32 protein-coding genes and 1 tRNA gene are annotated in these 17,669 nt (G+C 35.7%); 8 read left to right on the top strand and 25 right to left on the bottom strand.

The window, feature by feature from the left end:
- Positions 1-16: 16 nt before the first annotated feature.
- Genes CRJ00_RS17765 through CRJ00_RS18905 form a run of 8 tightly spaced genes read right to left on the bottom strand, consistent with a single transcriptional unit; the run spans position 17 to position 4,292 of the window.
- Entirely contained in the window at positions 17-538 is a 522-nt protein-coding gene (locus CRJ00_RS17765; RefSeq protein ID WP_099368069.1) for a phage tail tube protein, read from the bottom strand.
- 12 nt (positions 539-550) lie between these two features.
- Positions 551-952, bottom strand: coding sequence for a hypothetical protein (locus tag CRJ00_RS17760; protein WP_099368068.1), 402 nt, complete (start codon positions 950-952; stop codon positions 551-553).
- Between the two features lie 2 nt (positions 953-954).
- Positions 955-1,371: a hypothetical protein gene (locus CRJ00_RS17755; protein WP_099368067.1), complete on the bottom strand. Its 417-nt coding sequence runs from the start codon at positions 1,369-1,371 to the stop codon at positions 955-957.
- A complete protein-coding gene (locus tag CRJ00_RS17750) occupies positions 1,362-1,685 on the bottom strand; it encodes a hypothetical protein (RefSeq protein ID WP_144038198.1) in 324 nt (107 codons plus the stop codon). Before CRJ00_RS17750 ends, CRJ00_RS17755 begins: the two co-directional genes overlap by 10 nt.
- Before the next feature lie 3 nt (positions 1,686-1,688).
- The gene (locus tag CRJ00_RS17745) at positions 1,689-2,018 is read right to left on the bottom strand and encodes a DUF6706 family protein (protein WP_099368065.1); all 330 of its coding nucleotides are present in this window, start codon (positions 2,016-2,018) and stop codon (positions 1,689-1,691) included.
- On the bottom strand, positions 2,018-3,118 hold the full coding sequence (locus CRJ00_RS17740; protein WP_099368064.1) for a major capsid protein: 1,101 nt from the start codon (positions 3,116-3,118) through the stop codon (positions 2,018-2,020). The genes CRJ00_RS17745 and CRJ00_RS17740 overlap by 1 nt, the downstream gene beginning before the upstream one ends.
- A 6-nt stretch (positions 3,119-3,124) precedes the next feature.
- Positions 3,125-3,670, bottom strand: coding sequence for a hypothetical protein (locus CRJ00_RS17735; RefSeq protein WP_099368063.1), 546 nt, complete (start codon positions 3,668-3,670; stop codon positions 3,125-3,127).
- A 10-nt stretch (positions 3,671-3,680) separates the two neighbouring features.
- Positions 3,681-4,292, bottom strand: a complete 612-nt coding sequence (locus CRJ00_RS18905; protein WP_180268529.1) for a hypothetical protein — start codon at positions 4,290-4,292, stop codon at positions 3,681-3,683.
- A 289-nt stretch (positions 4,293-4,581) separates the two neighbouring features.
- Between CRJ00_RS18905 and CRJ00_RS17725 the strand changes: the two genes are divergently transcribed.
- From CRJ00_RS17725 to CRJ00_RS17695, 7 genes are all read left to right on the top strand, one after another.
- A complete protein-coding gene (locus CRJ00_RS17725; protein ID WP_144038197.1) occupies positions 4,582-4,929 on the top strand; it encodes a hypothetical protein in 348 nt (115 codons plus the stop codon).
- A gap of 111 nt (positions 4,930-5,040) precedes the next feature.
- Positions 5,041-5,340 (top strand): hypothetical protein, encoded by a 300-nt coding sequence (locus tag CRJ00_RS17720; protein WP_144038196.1) that lies wholly within the window; start codon positions 5,041-5,043, stop codon positions 5,338-5,340.
- A 49-nt stretch (positions 5,341-5,389) separates the two neighbouring features.
- The gene (locus tag CRJ00_RS17715) at positions 5,390-5,620 is read left to right on the top strand and encodes a hypothetical protein (protein WP_099368060.1); all 231 of its coding nucleotides are present in this window, start codon (positions 5,390-5,392) and stop codon (positions 5,618-5,620) included.
- Positions 5,621-5,673: 53 nt separating this feature from the next.
- Entirely contained in the window at positions 5,674-5,895 is a 222-nt protein-coding gene (locus CRJ00_RS17710; protein WP_099368059.1) for a hypothetical protein, read from the top strand.
- Positions 5,896-5,938: 43 nt separating this feature from the next.
- Positions 5,939-6,169 (top strand): hypothetical protein, encoded by a 231-nt coding sequence (locus tag CRJ00_RS17705; RefSeq protein ID WP_144038195.1) that lies wholly within the window; start codon positions 5,939-5,941, stop codon positions 6,167-6,169.
- A gap of 192 nt (positions 6,170-6,361) precedes the next feature.
- The gene (locus CRJ00_RS17700) at positions 6,362-7,129 is read left to right on the top strand and encodes a hypothetical protein (RefSeq protein ID WP_099368057.1); all 768 of its coding nucleotides are present in this window, start codon (positions 6,362-6,364) and stop codon (positions 7,127-7,129) included.
- A gap of 3 nt (positions 7,130-7,132) precedes the next feature.
- Positions 7,133-7,618, top strand: coding sequence for a PIN domain-containing protein (locus CRJ00_RS17695; protein WP_218962244.1), 486 nt, complete (start codon positions 7,133-7,135; stop codon positions 7,616-7,618).
- A 136-nt stretch (positions 7,619-7,754) separates the two neighbouring features.
- Here CRJ00_RS17695 and CRJ00_RS17690 read toward each other — a convergent pair whose 3' ends face one another.
- From CRJ00_RS17690 to CRJ00_RS17670, 7 genes are all read right to left on the bottom strand, one after another.
- On the bottom strand, positions 7,755-8,297 hold the full coding sequence (locus CRJ00_RS17690; protein WP_099368056.1) for a YciE/YciF ferroxidase family protein: 543 nt from the start codon (positions 8,295-8,297) through the stop codon (positions 7,755-7,757).
- 325 nt (positions 8,298-8,622) lie between these two features.
- Complete coding sequence (locus tag CRJ00_RS18900; RefSeq protein ID WP_180268528.1) at positions 8,623-8,772, bottom strand: hypothetical protein; 150 nt, start codon at positions 8,770-8,772, stop codon at positions 8,623-8,625.
- 144 nt (positions 8,773-8,916) lie between these two features.
- Positions 8,917-9,014, bottom strand: a tRNA-OTHER gene (locus tag CRJ00_RS18895).
- Positions 9,015-9,369: 355 nt separating this feature from the next.
- A complete protein-coding gene (locus CRJ00_RS17685) occupies positions 9,370-9,606 on the bottom strand; it encodes a hypothetical protein (protein ID WP_099368055.1) in 237 nt (78 codons plus the stop codon).
- 2 nt (positions 9,607-9,608) lie between these two features.
- Positions 9,609-10,094, bottom strand: a complete 486-nt coding sequence (locus CRJ00_RS17680) for a hypothetical protein (protein WP_099368054.1) — start codon at positions 10,092-10,094, stop codon at positions 9,609-9,611.
- Between the two features lie 11 nt (positions 10,095-10,105).
- Positions 10,106-10,303: a hypothetical protein gene (locus CRJ00_RS17675; RefSeq protein WP_099368053.1), complete on the bottom strand. Its 198-nt coding sequence runs from the start codon at positions 10,301-10,303 to the stop codon at positions 10,106-10,108.
- Between the two features lies 1 nt (position 10,304).
- The gene (locus tag CRJ00_RS17670; RefSeq protein ID WP_099368052.1) at positions 10,305-10,514 is read right to left on the bottom strand and encodes a hypothetical protein; all 210 of its coding nucleotides are present in this window, start codon (positions 10,512-10,514) and stop codon (positions 10,305-10,307) included.
- 382 nt (positions 10,515-10,896) lie between these two features.
- Between CRJ00_RS17670 and CRJ00_RS17660 the strand changes: the two genes are divergently transcribed.
- Positions 10,897-11,529 (top strand): hypothetical protein, encoded by a 633-nt coding sequence (locus CRJ00_RS17660; RefSeq protein WP_099368050.1) that lies wholly within the window; start codon positions 10,897-10,899, stop codon positions 11,527-11,529.
- A gap of 130 nt (positions 11,530-11,659) precedes the next feature.
- Here CRJ00_RS17660 and CRJ00_RS17655 read toward each other — a convergent pair whose 3' ends face one another.
- The 10 genes from CRJ00_RS17655 to CRJ00_RS17605 all read right to left on the bottom strand — a co-directional run bounded on the left by CRJ00_RS17655 (position 11,660) and on the right by CRJ00_RS17605 (position 17,414).
- A complete protein-coding gene (locus CRJ00_RS17655; protein ID WP_099368049.1) occupies positions 11,660-13,087 on the bottom strand; it encodes a phage portal protein in 1,428 nt (475 codons plus the stop codon).
- The gene (locus tag CRJ00_RS17650; protein WP_099368048.1) at positions 13,047-13,247 is read right to left on the bottom strand and encodes a hypothetical protein; all 201 of its coding nucleotides are present in this window, start codon (positions 13,245-13,247) and stop codon (positions 13,047-13,049) included. The genes CRJ00_RS17655 and CRJ00_RS17650 overlap by 41 nt, the downstream gene beginning before the upstream one ends.
- A gap of 178 nt (positions 13,248-13,425) precedes the next feature.
- Positions 13,426-13,554 (bottom strand): hypothetical protein, encoded by a 129-nt coding sequence (locus CRJ00_RS19260; protein WP_257213837.1) that lies wholly within the window; start codon positions 13,552-13,554, stop codon positions 13,426-13,428.
- Between the two features lie 4 nt (positions 13,555-13,558).
- On the bottom strand, positions 13,559-13,744 hold the full coding sequence (locus tag CRJ00_RS17640; RefSeq protein ID WP_099368046.1) for a hypothetical protein: 186 nt from the start codon (positions 13,742-13,744) through the stop codon (positions 13,559-13,561).
- Positions 13,741-13,971: a hypothetical protein gene (locus CRJ00_RS17635; RefSeq protein ID WP_099368045.1), complete on the bottom strand. Its 231-nt coding sequence runs from the start codon at positions 13,969-13,971 to the stop codon at positions 13,741-13,743. The genes CRJ00_RS17640 and CRJ00_RS17635 overlap by 4 nt, the downstream gene beginning before the upstream one ends.
- Before the next feature lie 35 nt (positions 13,972-14,006).
- The gene (locus CRJ00_RS17630; RefSeq protein WP_099368044.1) at positions 14,007-15,281 is read right to left on the bottom strand and encodes a PBSX family phage terminase large subunit; all 1,275 of its coding nucleotides are present in this window, start codon (positions 15,279-15,281) and stop codon (positions 14,007-14,009) included.
- A complete protein-coding gene (locus tag CRJ00_RS17625; RefSeq protein WP_099368043.1) occupies positions 15,250-15,798 on the bottom strand; it encodes a hypothetical protein in 549 nt (182 codons plus the stop codon). The genes CRJ00_RS17630 and CRJ00_RS17625 overlap by 32 nt, the downstream gene beginning before the upstream one ends.
- A gap of 220 nt (positions 15,799-16,018) precedes the next feature.
- Positions 16,019-16,282, bottom strand: coding sequence for a hypothetical protein (locus tag CRJ00_RS17615; RefSeq protein WP_099368041.1), 264 nt, complete (start codon positions 16,280-16,282; stop codon positions 16,019-16,021).
- 7 nt (positions 16,283-16,289) lie between these two features.
- On the bottom strand, positions 16,290-16,922 hold the full coding sequence (locus CRJ00_RS17610; protein ID WP_099368040.1) for a DNA methylase: 633 nt from the start codon (positions 16,920-16,922) through the stop codon (positions 16,290-16,292).
- Positions 16,923-17,120: 198 nt separating this feature from the next.
- Complete coding sequence (locus CRJ00_RS17605) at positions 17,121-17,414, bottom strand: SH3 beta-barrel fold-containing protein (protein ID WP_099368039.1); 294 nt, start codon at positions 17,412-17,414, stop codon at positions 17,121-17,123.
- Positions 17,415-17,669 lie beyond the last annotated feature (255 nt).

Genomic DNA, 17,669 nt, shown 5'->3' with positions numbered 1-17,669 from the left:
AAAATCACATAATTTTTTACACCGAAAGAGGTTCAATGACCCTCAAAGGAGGTAATGTTTCATCCAATGGAGTGTTCACCGTAATGGTAATTGATACAGTCGCAAGATCCTCTTTGGTCATTGTCCAAGTAATACGCGCTTTCACATTTCCGTTAGGAATTATGACCTGGTAATCATCCAATGTTGTGATCCTTACAGATTGGAAAAGTTCGACGGAATTTACAGATTTATCCCAAGTTGCACCAACTGATCCCGTTTCGGTTGTTGCAGTTCCACCTTTAAGTTTGGCAAGGTTCGCTGCAGTAATCTCGTACATTTCAAAAGCGAAAGTGGTAGCCCCCCTTTCTGTTGTTATGGTACGGTAAACTTCATCAGACTGCTCAATGAAGATATTCGTAATATTATCATCTTCTTCCGTAAGAACTGCCGTGCCTATTTTTGTGGCCTTCAATTCTGTCCATGAGGTTGGGAGTCCAGTTGCTGGAACATCTGCAATCTCTATTTTCTTTAGTCCAAGACTTGATTTTGTCTTTGCCATTTTGTTCTTTTTTTATAAGTTCTTTGCCCTAACAGCTACACGGATATTCATACATGAGCTGCCTTTTTCTTCTATCAATATAGTTTGTTCGATATCAAGGTATATATCTTCTCCGGCATAACCTTCAACCACATTTATCACCTCTTTGGTCACGATGTTCAATCGTTTTAGGTCAGGAACTTCTGAATCTACAAGGCCATTCTGCCTTACACTAATATTTGGAATGTTCACATTGACATTTATCAATCCTTTTTGGAGTTGATCTAACGTTACGAACAGTGAATTGATGGTTACATCCTCTTTAGTGCTGTTGATAGGCCTACGAGGCTGTATTACACCTGAAATAATGTTCTTAACATTGCTTTTGTGCAATATTCTTGCTACAGCCTGGATTACATCTACATTAGTCCTCACCCTTATCTGCTATTCTTTAATAAATCAAAAAACATAGGCTCAAAGTTTGACATGACATTGAATCCATTCTTCTCTACATGAACAGCATAATTTTCTCCTGCCACACAAATCAAGGAAGGATCAATCAGTGTTGAGGCAACTTCATTGACCAGACTTTCCCCTTTAGCCATTCCTTCTTCTCCAATTCCGTCAAACTCCATGTAAATTACCCTTCCATTCTGAGCAATCCCAAATCCCATTGAAGTGACAAGGTTATGGGTCTGATTCTGAAACTGCTTATTAGCCTTTGCATATCTAATAAATTCTCTACCAGTATCTATCAAGTGGTTTAAACCAACTTCAATTACCTCATCTACCGCCTTACTCAAAGCTTTGTTGATAACCCCTTTGTTGATCTTTATAGAAAATTTTAAACCCATATCCTTGTATTCATTTGGTTTGAGAATGATTGAATAACTTCACCTTCCGCCTTCAGTACATCTCCTTCAAAAACCCTAACTTTTGTGCCATACGGCAATTTCTCAACTTCCTTTGATGCATGGATAAGGTATGAATAGACAACCATTTTTCCGTCCTGTCTTTTGACTTCAGCACCTTTTCCATTTGGAGATACACGACAGTCAAATTCGATCACTCTTTCTTCCCCGGAAACCATTTCTGCCAAATCAGGATCGTAAACACCCTCTCCGTCAATCAATGTTGCTATAAGTCTATGAGGCCTGAAATCCAACATCACCTACCATTTTCTTATCGAGTTGACCTTTGGCCTGTCATCCAACGCATCTAGGATGTCGTCACGACCATATTTCTTAGCCAAGTATAGAAGCTTTTTCATCATATCATCGCTGAATGTTACGCTTTTATCTCCTTCTGAAAGACTTTTGAAAGTACCCCAAATGGAGAAGAGAGTAAACATATAAGCAACCTCGATTGCATCATCGTGCAAGTTCGGCTGATAATCAGCTTGGGAATCGGAAATCTTAGCACGGAGTAAAGAGCGGTCTATTGAACCACCCGATACTTCCAAGCCTCCCAATTCTATTATAAAAGCTTCCTTAATTGTCATTATGCAGGTTCTGTATTAAGGATTACCACATTCTTGACCTGCTGATGTCCTGGAATACCGATAAATTCAGCCGCAGTGTATTCGGTCAACGGTCTACGTTGGAACCACTGCATGATCTGAACTCCTAAATATTCACCATATTGATAAACTGAAGGATTTCCTAATAACACCTCATTGTTGTAGGCACTATGAACCAAACCTAATTTACCAGCTGGCACAAATATAGCATTATCCTCTTCCCAAGAGTTTACAACTGACTTAACACCATCTTTCGCAATAGGTGTTACTGCTTCTACGATTTCAAATACAGGTAAACGTAATTTTTCAAAAACCTTATTAACCGACTCGAAAGTAGTCAAGAAGTCGACATTATCACCCGATTCCAGTCTCAAAAACTGTTTCAATGATGTCTTAACCTCATCATTTTCCAGAACTCTGTCAAACAATGTGTCGCTAACCAAAATTTTGGACAGCACCTTACCTTTGTTGCGGAAATCTTTGTTGATTTTCTTGATATCGGTAACGATTTTTGCAGTAGGATCACTCCATTTTTTGACTGCAACTTTTTTGTTTTCCGCAGGAACTCCCAAGTCCAAAGTGAATGCAACACCGTTTGGGTTGTTGTCATTGTTGATAATGATAGTTCCTGTTGAAACCGCCTGTAAAGCCATACCGTTCAAACGTCTCAACACCGAATTTCCAACCTTACTTGCTTTCTCATAGATCTTATCTAAGATTGCATTGAAAGCTACCTGATCGTTAACGTTTGCTAATGAACGCAATGTAATCAAATCACGGTATTCTTTTGCGGTCATATCGATGGCAATCGCAATTGTAGGCATTTCACCCTGTAATTTGCTGATCGCATCTTTACCCATCAAAGGAATTTCTGAACCATCATGGATAACTGCCGCCATTTCTTCAATCGTCTCTTCACCAAAGATTGTAGTGAAGTCCAACGACACTTGCTTTGGAGCGAATGAAAAGTAATTAGTAAACCATAAAGGACTTTCTAATTCAGCTTTTACTCTTTCCAATATTACGGATAATGGCACCCCTAGTTCTGCCAAAAACCCATCTAATTTCTCTACTTCTGCCATTTTCTATTAATAAGATTGTGAACGAATTACCCTAGGCATCTTTGCGCCTAAAACCGGTCCGATACCTGGAGTACGTCTTTCATAGACTGTGCAACTATTCAAAAGGGTAACCTCATTGTCTCCCTCATGGACACGGAACTCATGGTAATTCAAACCTAAATAATCCGTTGTTGCTTCTTCTACTACAACTGCGCCAACTGGCTGAGCGGTTCCTATTGTTGCATCTACGGTTACCAGATCGTAATCTGCATTGGTCTTATCGATTGAAGCGATTGTTTTTCCTCCAAACTTTCCACCAACAGCAAACAAGCTGCCTTTTGCGATTTTATATGCCACAGCAGTACCATTGGCCGCTTCAGTTACTCTCGCTGTTTTTACCAGCTTGGCTGAGCGAGTCAACTCATCAAATTGGATTACATAACCACGTCCGATAACATCACCGACAGCCACATTAGTCTTATCTAAAGTGAAACCGCCTTGAACGGAACGAGTAGCATCATCAATTTGAAAAACAGGAATAGATCCTGCATAATCTGTTTTTTGTGATCTCATTTTTTCTTTTTTAGTCCTTCTTTACGGGGTCTTTGCTATTAACCCATCCGTCAATTTTACCTTGTGTTTCTTTAGAAATCTTTCCAGTAGATGTTGAAGCACTAGCAGGTTTTCCGGTAGTGTTCCCGTTAGCTTCTTGGATGGAAATTGTTTTGTTGAATTCTACTAAGTCGTTTAAACTTGATTCAAATTCATCTTCATTTTTTGGCATCCATTTTTCAGAAAGTTTCTCATTCTTGATTCCCTTTTCTGAAACTGCTTTGTTCCATTTTTGAACTAATGTTTCCTGTTGTTTTTGGTTTTCTAATCTTTCCACTTTTTCAAGTAAAGATTTTGCCCACACAGGAGTTTCATCCCCTTTGATTTCTTCCTTTTTTTCAGGTTGCGCTGGATTGCCCCCTTTGTTTTCCGCCTTGGCTTTGGCTACTGCGTTGTTCACTCTTGAATCTGCATCGCCTTGAAAAGCTTTTAGCAATGGTTCGACCCCTAAAATACCGTTGTCGATCTGATCTTCTTCTGTTACAGTTGATGCAAGATATTCCGCAACCCCTGAAAATGCCTTATCACTGAACCCTAAGTTTGAGTACTTAGTTTTAAGTGCTGATAATAGTTTTTCTTTCATTTTTCCCCTTAATACACTTTTCACAGTGAGTAGTTGATTATGTTAAATATGTGATAAACACATAAACAAAAGTGCATATTTACCAAAGGTTGTTTAAGGAATTTTAATACTATTTACTTGATAATCTCAAATTATCAATTTAGTATTAGTCGCTTACTACTACAACGTAGTACATTTACAATTTACAAGTAACAGTTGATTTTGTTGATACTTCATTGCGGGTCGTGCAACGAAAATTAACGGCCGTTCTATTTCGGAGAAATGTATTAACTTCGAAAAAAAATAAATTATGAAATTGTATTGTGCTAAAATAATATTATTGCTTATGTTTTTTGGATGTCAGAGATCACAAGAAGAAAAAGCTCAGGAATTGATCAAAGAATTTATTGTTGAAAATGCGAATGACCCGGAAAGTTATGAACCAATAGAAATACTTAACATTAAATCATCAACTGGATTAAATGCGGTAGGTGATAAGGAAAAGCAATTTGAGGTTCTGCATAAATATAGAATTAACAATGGTTTTGGAGCTAAAATTTTAAATTCTGATGTTTTTATAATTGATTCATCATTCACTAAAGTGTTATATTTTGAAAGTTTGATTGAAAATATTGAAAGAAAAAAGAAAGCTCCATAAATACGCTTTAAAAAAAACTAATAGAAAAATCTTTCTTATCAAATAAATTCTATTTGTTGAAACATGAAAGGTAAATTTGTAAATTGTTATAAACAAATTAAATCAATATTTATGGAAACATTTGATCATATTCATTACGAAAAAACTGGAGCGGATTTTCCAGACCACAGATTGCAAAGACTTTTATGGACATTGTCTGTAACTTTATCTCCAATAGATATGAAAGCAATAATATCAATTATTGATCATAAAGGAGATCTTGAGGTCACGATGGATAATGTTATAATATCTTATTTAAACTCTGAAACTAACAAGGGACAGCAGAATTTTATTGAAAGAAAAATTAAGGAAGCCTGGGAAATGCTTGGCGAATATAATGTTGAGTTCAAATATCAAGATTTAGATATTTAGTTTTAATACATATTCCCTTCATAAATGGAGGGATTTTTTATATTACATCATGAAACAAACCATATCAACCCGTCTCACAGTCCCAACAGCATCTCTTTCCGAGGAAGGTGGCCATGCTTATTTACAGTCACTGATCAACACAGTTGCGGAAGATCTGAAGGAAGAGCATGGGTATACCAGCGTGGAGTACTTAGACCACAAGCTAGAGGAAGGTTACTTGGACACGGCTGATGCTGATCATTTGAGTTTTGTGGTTAGTTATGAGGTGGAGCTTCGTTAATATTTATTTACAGTCATTAATCCATTCCGGAAAATAAACAATACCTTTCATACATGAAAAGCATTATAACTTATACCATTTCAGTTGAAAAGGATGCATACGGACATGGTGAAGATTCCACCAACATCAAGTCATTGATCAGAAACTTACAGGAGGATCTTAGAAATGAACATTCCTACCACTATATAGAATACCTTGATCACCGAATCGAAGATTATTCTTTCCATCCGGAATATAACCATTATATATACTCGATTTACTTCAAAGTGGAATGATATGCTCTGCCAACAAAATTGCTTAATTGAATGTTATAGGTATATGAGCGAGATAATTACAGCAAAAATAACGATCCCCAGTAGCATATTTTTAGCGAAAGGTGGGTTGAGTTATCTGCAGCGTCAGATAGATGTAATAGCAGAGGATCTGAAAGAAGTTCATGGATATAAGGCTATTGAGTACTTAGATCACCAGTTGGAAAATGGACATGGTGAGGTTACGGATAATGAGAGTTTTTATTTTGTCATTTCTTATGAAGTGGACTTGGGATAGCATAGCATTAGACGATATTAATTAAATAAATAAAATTACCAACCATTCACAATATTTATATATTTGCATAAACCTTCTCAGGTAAATAATCTGTTAAACATTTCCTTACATCTCCCAGGTGTAGGGATTTTTTGATCCTAATATTTTAATTAAACTATTCGTCTTTCGAACGTATTTTTGTTATTTTGCATTGTGGAAGAGCAAGGATATATAGAAATAAGGATTGAGAATTTTCAAAAAAATCTTGATCCAAAAGATATTGATATTACTGATATAAAATCAATTATCAGTGATATTGAGACTTTTTTGTATCCAACCAAAGAAGATAAGCGTACCAGGCCACATGTTTCTTATGATATTGAAAAAGGATCAGCAAAACATAAATTCTTTTTGCCTATTTCAGCTGTCATTTTATTTAACGGCTTAACATCCGAAATAAATAAAAGAGATTCTATTGATTTTCTTGATTATAAACGCCAAGAAATTATTGATAAATTTCAACGAACAGCTATTAAAAATGGATTAACTATTGAATTTAATTCATCTATAAATCAAAATCCTACTCTTATAATTGATAATAAAACAGATTTTCAATTATTCATTCCTAAATTTTTTGAGAGTGAATTTTATCTATATGGCGAGATCTATCAAGAGGGAGGCAAAAAACCTAATATCCATATAACAACCAGTGAATATGGAAATTTAGCTATTTCTGCCACTAAACAGCAAATAGTTGACGGGGAGAAGAAGGCTTACAAACCTTATGGTGTAAAGGTTCGTGGAAAGAAGAGTTTAGAGGATGGTAAAATATATGACTTAAATTTAATTGAGTTTGTAGCTTATCAGCCAGTCTTTGACCAAACTTTATTAGAAAGGGCAATTAAGAACGCATCTAAAAATCTTCAAAAAATTAAAAACCTTGATAAATGGATCGAGAATTTAAAAACAGATGGAATTTAGGCAATGATAAATAATATAAAATCCATTTTGTTAGACAATTCATTTGTTACACGTCTCCTTAAAAGGGATGATGAATATCACGATAATGTAGTTAAATATTATGAATATTTCTTAAATAAAGGGATTGTAATGTATTTATCCTCAATTGTTGTAAGTGAATATTCTGTTGCTGATGACCCAGACAACCTATTATCATTAAAAACATTCAGATTATTAGAATTTGATTATAATGATGCAAAAATATCTGGAGAATTTTATAGCTATTTAAAGGGTGATAACACTCTTAGAGATACGATTGAAAGAAAAGTTATAATTAACGATTTAAAGATTTTTGCTCAAATTCAATCAAGAGGAATTGACGCTTTTATTTCCAAAGACGCAAAGGCTTATAATAAAATGTATAAACCGCTTCAAAACAATGGTATGTTAAGCTTTAATTACTTTGACTTATCTGTATCACTTAACCAACTTATTGGAACTCTTTTTTAATAAAGTATAATGGACTGCAATCCATCCCCTCCATCCCGAGGGGTTTTTGGTTCCCTTCGCTTTTAGGTATTTTAATAACAAAAAAACCACCCCTAAGGATGGTTTAAAAGAAATAGAATTATTGAATAGATATTCTTTATTCAGCTTTACTATTCAAGTTGGTATCAGCAATTGATGTCAGTTTTTCATCACAAGCTTTTTCTTCCTTAAGGGTAGATAACAATAATTTTAACGCTTCCTTATGACCTAATACTTTTGCAAACGCTGCTAAAGTTCCATAGGTGGCAATCTCATAATGTTCTACCTTTTGAGAAGCGGAAATGATTCCCGCATCTCTAACAGATCCAACTTCGGTTTCTTCCATTATTCCCTCGCCTTCTTCTAACAATCCAGCCATTGCATCACATTTTTCCGCTTCTGCTTTAACTTTAATTGATTTAAAAACTTCCTCCAATCTGGATACATGTTCTTTTGTTTCTTCTAAATGCGATTGGATGGCAGATTTCAGTTCTTTTGAAGTAGCATTCTTTTCCATCTTAGGAAGTGCTTTAACTAAGGCTTTTTCCGCCCAATAAATATCCTTCAATCCATCTTCAAATAATGCTTGAAGATCTTTTGCTGCATCTGATTTTGCTTTTACTTTTGATCCTTGTGATGATGATTTCTTTTCAGTAGCCATAGTGTTTAAAATTTATTTGTTTTGTATTTTAAACAAACTACAGGCAAAGAAGTTTGATTTTTTTTCTGTAAAGTTCATCCAATCCTACGCAACCTCGGCAATCCAGGACCACGTTGTTCGTCAATATGCTTGCGGTCCTTGCAAGGCTGAGGATCGTCTTTGTCTGTGCAGGCCTGCGCTGTCACGAGGATGGCGAGAAGGGCGAGTGTTAGTAAACGTTTCATGCCGTGCCGGTATTAAAAATTATTAGGTGTTGGTGTATCGTCTCCGAACAAGAGGAATAGTGCTAATGCTATTACTGCTGTTATTGATGCGAATTCCATTGTTATTCCACCTCCTTCCAAACCACACTAACCACAATAAGCGGAAGCGTGATGATAAATCCAGTTGATCCGTAACTAAATCCAATGATTGGCGCATGGAAATATCCATCTTTGCTAATTTTCCAAAAGGCGCGCTTTACTTTTAGTTTCATATTGTTCTGTGCTATTGTTTAAAAAATCCCCCTGACTGTCCTATCTCGGGGGATCTAACCAAACCAAATGCCCACGTGGGGCGTATATCTTTCCAAAGCAGGAATAAAGAACGATTTGAAACCAATCCTGCTTGGGGTTGTATGTGGAGAAGAGAAGGACTCGAACCTTCACGTACTACCTTATCGTACAGCCGACTGGCGAACCGCCTGCCGACCTGCGTCTACCATTCCGCCATCTCTCCAAATTGCACGTCTTTCCGTGCTGTCATCGTTGAGGCGGCGGGTTCTGACCCCACGTCAAAGGACGATTCCTTTATAAACTACGGCATTAAGAGCAACCAAAATACTTTCGCTTCCGTGATATACTTCGTGCGCACTCCATATACCCAAATGCAACCAACAGCCACACCTCAATATTTTTAAAAGCAAGGACAGGGTTTGATACCTGCATGATAGTAATCGTCCAGCCTAAGTCTATTTTCTCTATCTATGAACTGACCTCATTAAAGGCGTGCTTTAGCGTCTCTATTCCGCCACCTTGCTTTATATCTTCAAAGAACTTGCCTAGTATATAGGCTTTTCGGGTTTTACAATGGGTTACTGTCTGAATTGATCATAATCCTCTTTGGACATCTCAAGAATATTTATAATGACAGCATTCCCAAAGCCTTGTTCTTTAGTTAAAAAATTCAAGACATCTTTATTGTTAGGAAACTGACCTGTCCAAAATGAGTTTCCGAAACCTTTTTCATGTACATAGGAAATGAGAAAATACCTTCTATTTTCTATCAGTTTTGAATCTTCGTTTCGTTCTTGCTTTGCGGTGTTTGGCATGGTTAGTCCTCCTTTAGTTTAATCCAACCGTCTGATAATTGATCTTCAACAGATTTATCCAACCATTTAAGCGCATACCCTTTTGAGCGTAAATAATCACAAGCTTCTGAAATTCTTTCAGCATCATACTGAAACCAATTTCGGTTATCATCTCTTGAAAAAATTTCAAAAGGATCTGGAACAAAAAACAGAGTGTTTAAAAAATGCGGTTCGTCATTATACCTATCATACATTTCTATTTCACCGTTCTTTTTCCTTTCGATAATTAGTCCTTTGCCATCGTGGAAAGTCATAATCTTAGCAACCTCAATAGCATCCTCATCACTTATTGAGGATAGAGGTTTTAATATTAAATACTGTTTATCGACATACTTAGGGAACTCTGACCATGTATCAGGCATGTATTCGCCATAGTGGTCGCTTCCTGTGAATTCCAATCCCCAATAAAGAGCGAAAAACTTCGCTTTATTTTCTAGTGTGTTTTCCATCTCTCTTCTATTTAAATAGTGGTTGCTCTTGTGAGTTCATCAAGCATATTCAATACAGCTACAATTTCTTTAGACCGATTATCCAATACCTCTAAATGTTCTTGAAAATCATTATTGCAAGGGCTTAGCTCTATTCCTGCGAGCAGAATTTCTCTTTCTTTTTGAATGCCTCCTAGATTCATTGTGAGAATTGTTTTAACGTATTCCATCTTAAGCTATCTTATCAATAAAACCTTTTGCCCCATTTATCCCCGCATACATTCCGATGCAAACTCCGTCTTTTACTACATCAAAGCATACTGATTTAATACGCTCGTAAATCAAATGATCCTTATATTCGATTGGACTTGCCTCTGTAGTAATAAATTCTTTGCTATCGTGGCTCATTGAGTCGTGAAAGCTGTTTCTGTATTGCGCCATAACTGTGTGTGTTTGATAACTCCATCCCCCTTTCGCAGGGTTAGCTTCTCGCTGGTGGGGGAGTGATTATCTTAATGAAGCCATTTTAGATTTTGAACTGTTGTTAACCTCTTTGTTTAACTTGATTGTACTTTCCTTTGCAAGTCCTACATTAATAGCATTGTCAAAAGGTTTATACTCCTTAAATCCGCAGGAACTCAATATGAGTGCCGAAATGAATAGAATGATTAGTGATTTCATGATCTTAAGTTTAAAATAACTTCCTCTTTTTTGATGTATCAAAGTTAAACAATGTTAAACAATAAAACAAATCAAAGTTTAACTTTTTTTCAAATTATTTTAAGATCTATTTTTCTATATTAGCAGACACAAAACCAAAACAATGAAATTTTTAACCACAGTAGCATATTTAATGCTCCCATTTTTATTTTTATCATGTTCTGAAGAAGAAAAAAAAGTTCAATGCACAGATGAAAATGTATTATCCTTAGTCAAACAGATCGTACAACATGAAATAACCAAACAGTATTCAATTATTTGGTTTGAAAATCTAATGGGGGAGGGGTGTTATGCGGAAGGTAGTGCTTTTCCTTGCATTGACGAAATACCACTATTTAAGCGGAAAGATTTCTATAATGAATATATATATAGTAATCACATATCAAAAGGTAAAGATTCAGAGTTTTACAATAAGGTATTTGATGTGTTAAACAATTCAATTGAAATTAATAGGATAATTACCGTTAAAAAAAGTGGTGAAGAAAATATTTGTGAATGTGATGCTAAAGTAAATATTAATTTTTCTGATCCAGAAGTTGAATTAATCATTCCTTTTCAAACCGAGTTCTTAGAAATTGTTGAGAAGAATATCACTTTTAAAGCATACCTTACTGATGATAATAAATCTAATAGGGTAACAATGCAATACAACCCAAATTTTGAAACCTTGTATTCTTTTTACCCTACAACAAATGATGTATACTATCAAATTGAAAAAAATTTCGGGAATAAATAAGATTAAAAAAGCCGTCTGAACTTAATCAAACGGCTTTCTACCAAACAAAATAAATTATCAAAACTTCACCATTCCCACTTTTATAAAAGTATGTAAAAAATGTGAATATCACATAATTTATTCAGTATTTTTATTGCTTTGCTTCCAAATCCATTTCTTCCATTTCCCTTTCGGCATCCTGAACAAGGGTAGATTTACTTACCATCGTCTTTTTACTGATCATTCCACCATTATAAGCTGATAGCAATAAGTTATTATACTCAACATCGTTAACAGGCATATAAGGTTTAAATATAGGGTAAAGGCTCAATGTATGATTTGCAAAATGTCCTTTAGCCAATGAAACTACCATCTTGATTAACAAATTCAATCTCCGTTGGATAAGCATTCCGAAAGCTTCCTGTTGATCAGTTGCCTTTATCTGTGCATCCATGAACAAAAGTTTAAGTGCAATACCACTTGTATTGCCCAAAATGTTCTTCATGCTGTCGAACGAGATATTAGGAGTATGAGTACCGGCATTGATTTCCTGCTCGAGCATATCAAATTCCATCTTGATAGATTGAGGTGCGCTATCCCATGTCAGGTATTTGACCTGTCCGCCATTAGTTACCTGGAATGTTTTCCCGATCTCACCTTTGCTCGGAAGATTGTCAACCGTTCCTTCAGCTACCAAAGCAGGATCTCCAAAATAATCATTCGTATCTGCAAAGTCTGATAGCCTGTTTTCCTTTCTATCGATCAATGGCTGAACATCCGCCCATTCAGGTGCATCTTGGGAATAATAGATAACAGGGATTGCGCCAAATGGATTGTCGATTGTCTTGCTTGTCCATTCCTGCTCATTTTTCTCACCGTAGATGATCTTTGTTTCGGTATAGATATCAAAGTGTTCAATCTTCTTTCCATCTTCTCCAGTAACGTCATATCCACGCCCAAAGGCTACGAGGTCATCGTATTCGTCAAAGATAGGGTAGAGCTTATCACCTTTGCTTTCTGCCAACACTTTAACACCAAGCTTCTTTTTTGATTCAGAAATTATTGTACCTTTCCAATAATCGGCATTCTCGAAGTCATACCAAAGTTCTGCACAATGGGTTTCCGACTTCATGAGCTTTGCAACCTCTTTGCTACGGTAATCAAGCTTATTATCTTTCCAAACCTTTCTTACAAGTTGCTCAAGCTTATTGTCAATTTCACTTTCTGCATCTGATTCAATGTTGATACGCTCACCTACCAAGAATGTTGAAGCAATGAGAACGATTCTCTTTTGAATAGGAATAGGTAGCCGGTTAACCTTAACAATGGCATGGTCAACAGTCCTACGAATAGTATTGTTTACGGCATCATGGATTTCCTCACCATCTTCAGATAATATTTTGTCAGGTCTCTTGGATGGATCATTTACATCGTGCTGATATGGATTGTACTGTTTTAGGATATCCTCGACGGTCATTTCAGTTTTCCCAACCTTAATGATCCGTTTCTTGGTCATCTTATTCTTGATTTCCTTAAAATTATCGCTTGATCCTACTGCGTTTATTTCCTCTCTTGTCATCCTTCACTATTTCGGGTTGTTCAACTTTGATTTCTTTGGTTTCTCCATTGAGGATGCTCTTACATTCCTTACAGGTAACCAATTTGTTTACATAAGTGTAGGTCAATCCGCCTACTTCCTCAGTCTTACAGGGTATTCCTGCGTAATGTATCGCTTTCATAGCCGTTTAATTAATTTAATATAAAATCCATCATTCATGCTGAAAATGGTATCAAACCAAACAAAGAAATCAATCAATTTTTCATTAATCCAGTTTGTGCCTTTTACTCCATTGTTATCTTCGTTGAAGTAGCAGCGGACTCCATATATTTCTGCTAAATGTGTATAATCTTCCATAACTAAATAATTATTGTATCCTCAACAATGATATCCGATAACTCATCAATCCCACGTTCCGCAATTATGTCTTGGACTTTTCCAAGGATAACATCCTGTTTTCTGCCTAAGATTGTTATGTCTTTTTTCATAATCTTATTTATTTAGCAAGTGAACAATAAAACCAATGAACAGAATAGCACTTACAAAGACAATTGCCATTCCTGTGGTGTATAAACTCCTTCTTTTCTTTTCCCAATCGATATAATCCTTGTTGATATGGTCAAATACTTCTTTATTGAAGTTTCGCATCTTAATGCTCCTGTATCTACGTTTTTTCATGGTATCAAATATTTATAACCTTTACGTTTAAGAATTTTAATTTTATTAGGCTTCAATTCTTTAAAATTGATTTGTGGATTTGTGACTTCACTTTCCTTTTGCCAATTCAGTCTTTCGCCTTTACTCTTTTTCATGATTCCTAAATAGATACCTATACCACTTTTTCCGATAATAAGATTTAAACTTTCCTCGCTTAAACCATTCCTTAGCCCTTGGATGTTCTTCATAATATAGAGCAAATTGTTCTGTCCTAGGTCTCATATTACCTCCTTACTGATCTTCTACCGCCCATCCGTAAACGTTGGAGTGATTTAGCTGTTCTGTCTTTGACTTCTTGGCTCATTTCCTGACCTTTTTCCATGAAGAAAACGTATCGTGTGGCATCCATACCGTGATTATCCCTATCAACTGGTTCATTGAGCCATTTGCCGTTCTTGTCCTGTCTCCAAGTGTAATTCCTAAACTCCTTGATGAATCTCTCTGATCGTTCCGTTACCCAAATCTTATGACGTTTCATAATATCGATACCGAGATTTACAGAACCAGGAGGTTTATCAGCCGGATGGATGTCTACCCCCATCAAATGGATTTCATCGATACTCTTTTGTTCCGCTCGATCCGCCCATCCCTTGGTTCTTGAAAGACCTTCTTGAATGATAGTCCTTCCAATATCAGGGTTGAGCATTCCCGTTTTATAGACGATTTCATCTATGTAAACATTCTGTGTGTCATTACCCCAATAGATATCCGAAATTGCAGTTACATCATTCGTATAACCAAAGTCAAGTCCGTACCTATGCACCTTTTTAGCGTATTCTGGAACTTCTTTAACGATATCCCAATGAATACCCTTTTCGAAAATAACACCTTCCAGACTTGCTTTCTGTCCTAAACCATAGATTTTCCACTTTCTTTCGTCTGCAGTGCCATTAGCATAGTTTTCCTCCGTTGGTTCATAGGATAAGATTTGCGCCTTGGCATTGGGAGAAATAAACTTGTTCTTCCTGAATGTCGAATGGCTGTACCAAGATTGAGGTCGTTTTAAAATCCTGTCGTATATCCAATGTTCTTCTTCACTTGGGTTATAATCAAGGATAGCAAAACCGCTGCACCTCTGCATAAGTTGGGTGTAGTCATCATATCCAGCTTCTATTGCCTCATTAATCCAAAACAGATCCGAAGCAAAGCCATGGACTTTTTGCGGATCATCTAATCCCATGAACCAAAATTCCGTATCAAAGAGCTTTATGATTTTTTTAGTCTTATTGTGGTGCTTTGGGTTGTAAATCCCATAAGCCGTTAAGACATTGATAAAATCATATAAAACAGTTGCTTCAATCCAAGTGCCTTTCAAACGGCATATAGCGACACGTCTTGTCCTTCCCCTGTTTAGTGTGGCATACTTAATGAGAAATTGTATAATGCTATGTGTTTTAGAACTCCTTGAACTTCCCTCTAAAACGAAAACATTATACTTCTTTTCATTATATGCCTGTATCAGTTCATCATGAACCTGTGTCGTTACCGCTATCGGCATCTATTTCACTTCCTCCCAACTGTGCCTTAATCAATCCATCCAATTGATCTTTTTCCAAATCATCAGCAGATACAAAAACCAATGGATTGGCATTAACATCTTTTCCGTTAGTAGTAACGTCAAGCCTTTTGCCTTCCATTACCGATGCTCTCCATTCTTCATCATGGTTGAATAACCAAGTAGATAGAACCTGGGGATTAGGAGCAAGTTCCGTTTCTTCTTCATACATAACTTCCTCACCGCCCATTTCGCTTTTTCTCTTAGAGACCCTTTTAGTTTTCAATCCTCCCAAGCCAACGGCAAGCAATCTTTGACGAACAATGTTGTTGATCTTTGCACGTCCACGCGCTAACGCTTCGCCAATTTGTGGATGGTTGACTGTCTTATGCTCACTGAATGTTGCTGGATGCAAATCCAATTCGTAAGCAATTTCTTTATCGGTATATCCTTTTTTGGCATACTCCTCAACCTTTTTTAAAAAGGCTTCGCTTTCATACTCATGTTGTGGTTTAGCCATATCTATAATATTACTCTATTCTTAACTATGGACAACACTCTGTTATAATCTTGGTAGTTCTTTTCCCATTCATATAAAAGGATGTAGTTTGAAAACCGCTTGCCAAATAAGTTAAACTCGTCTTTCACAAAATGGAAAACCTCTTTGTTTTCGACTGAATCTAAAAACCTTTTAAATGATTTTACACTTCCAAGGACTGCTATTTTCTTATCCATTATTTCTAATTAATAATCAACTGAGGTAAGTTATCTTCCTCAATCATTCTCTTTACTTTATCGTATGGTACTGTTGCTGTAACACAATCGCCATTGAAATAGATGTTAGTGTACTCTTTGCCATCTACTATAACAGGGGCAATTGCATTTATATGAAAGAAAGTGTGAAGTACTGTGTTTGAATGATCGGTTTTCTTCTCTAAAGGCAATCCCATGTTTTCCCTTTCACATTCTTCTTCGCTAAGCCATAATATTGGTAATTCTATCATAGTGCTTTTAATCTATTCTTTCTATTCGTTCATTGAAGTCATCACCATCTATGATAGTTAGACTTTCTTCCAGGTCAAACCTTTGCATGAACTTTATTTTGCTTTCGTTGTCATTGAAGGATAGCATTACATAGTTGTCGCCTTCATCTGAATTATTGATGCCATCTTCTTTTGGTTCGGAAGATCCGCTACTGTCTAATGGTTCAGGCTCTCCAAAATCAACATCAAGGTTTAAATCTTCAAGTCCGGCAAACTTTAAATCTATGTCGGGCAGAATGTCATCCAATAGGTCCTGGTCAAACTCCCCTTGAGCATTTTTGTTGTTTAGGAAAATGTTCTGCTCTATTTCTTCCTTAGATGATAGCTGAACTTTCTCTACTCTTAAAACGTAGTCATTCTTTTGTTTTTCTGCATCGTATTTATGGAGTTCATCCAGAATGTTAAGTTTCTGATGACCGCCAACAAGATTATGTGTAAGCTCGTTCCATACAATACCTCCCATTACTCCAAGACGTTTGATGTTGTCCTTTAGGAGCTTTCGGGATTTGTCCGAAATTTTACGAGGGTTGTAATTGGCAGGCATTATTTCAGACCTGTTTATTTCAACCACTTGTGAACTTATGTATTTGCTTACTTCCATTTATGCATAAAATGTGAAAAACACATATTATTTAATAAAAATTAAGAGTTGAAAAGTGTTACCTAATCAACTCAAAGATACCTTACTTATGGTTGGTTAATTAGTGATTTTAAGCTTAATTAATTGATAATTCCTTTAAATCAATTTTAGTTTTTAAATAAATTGAATAGATAAAAACTTATTTTATATTTTTAAGCATTAAAAAATTAACGATTCAATTTTAGCGCATCTATATTCATTCTTATCCATGTCGAAGTAAGTGAATACTGTGGGACTTGATCCAGCACCTTTGGTCTGAGGTACGATTGATTTTTGCAATGTACCTACTGCTTCACGGATCGAGCCATCTACTTTTTTGAATTTGAAAGCAACAACTGATTTTGTCATTCTTGATTTTAACTTGATAACTTTCCAAGCATATTTTAAAGCTTCAGAAAAATTTTCGAAAATTGCTTTTACTTTGTGAGCGATTGTGAATAATAAAGTTTTCATGTTCTGTGATGTTTTGGTTCAAAAATGAGTTTATCTTCTATTTGTTAAACAAAGTTAAACAAAACTAAACAATTATCCAAATTTAATTGTCAAAAATGTTTAACACATATTTTTTATTCACATCAATTAATTGAAAAATATAATAAACGGTAGAGTTTTGTGTGGTATAGGAGTGGAAAAATCAATTGATATGTATAAATTATTGATATTTAAATAGTTAATACGTAATGTAAAAGTCTCTATTCGACCCTTTTT

Source organism: Sphingobacterium sp. 1.A.4 (assembly GCF_002734245.1).
Classification (GTDB): domain Bacteria; phylum Bacteroidota; class Bacteroidia; order Sphingobacteriales; family Sphingobacteriaceae; genus Sphingobacterium; species Sphingobacterium tenebrionis.
This window is presented reverse-complemented; position numbering and strand designations above follow the sequence as displayed.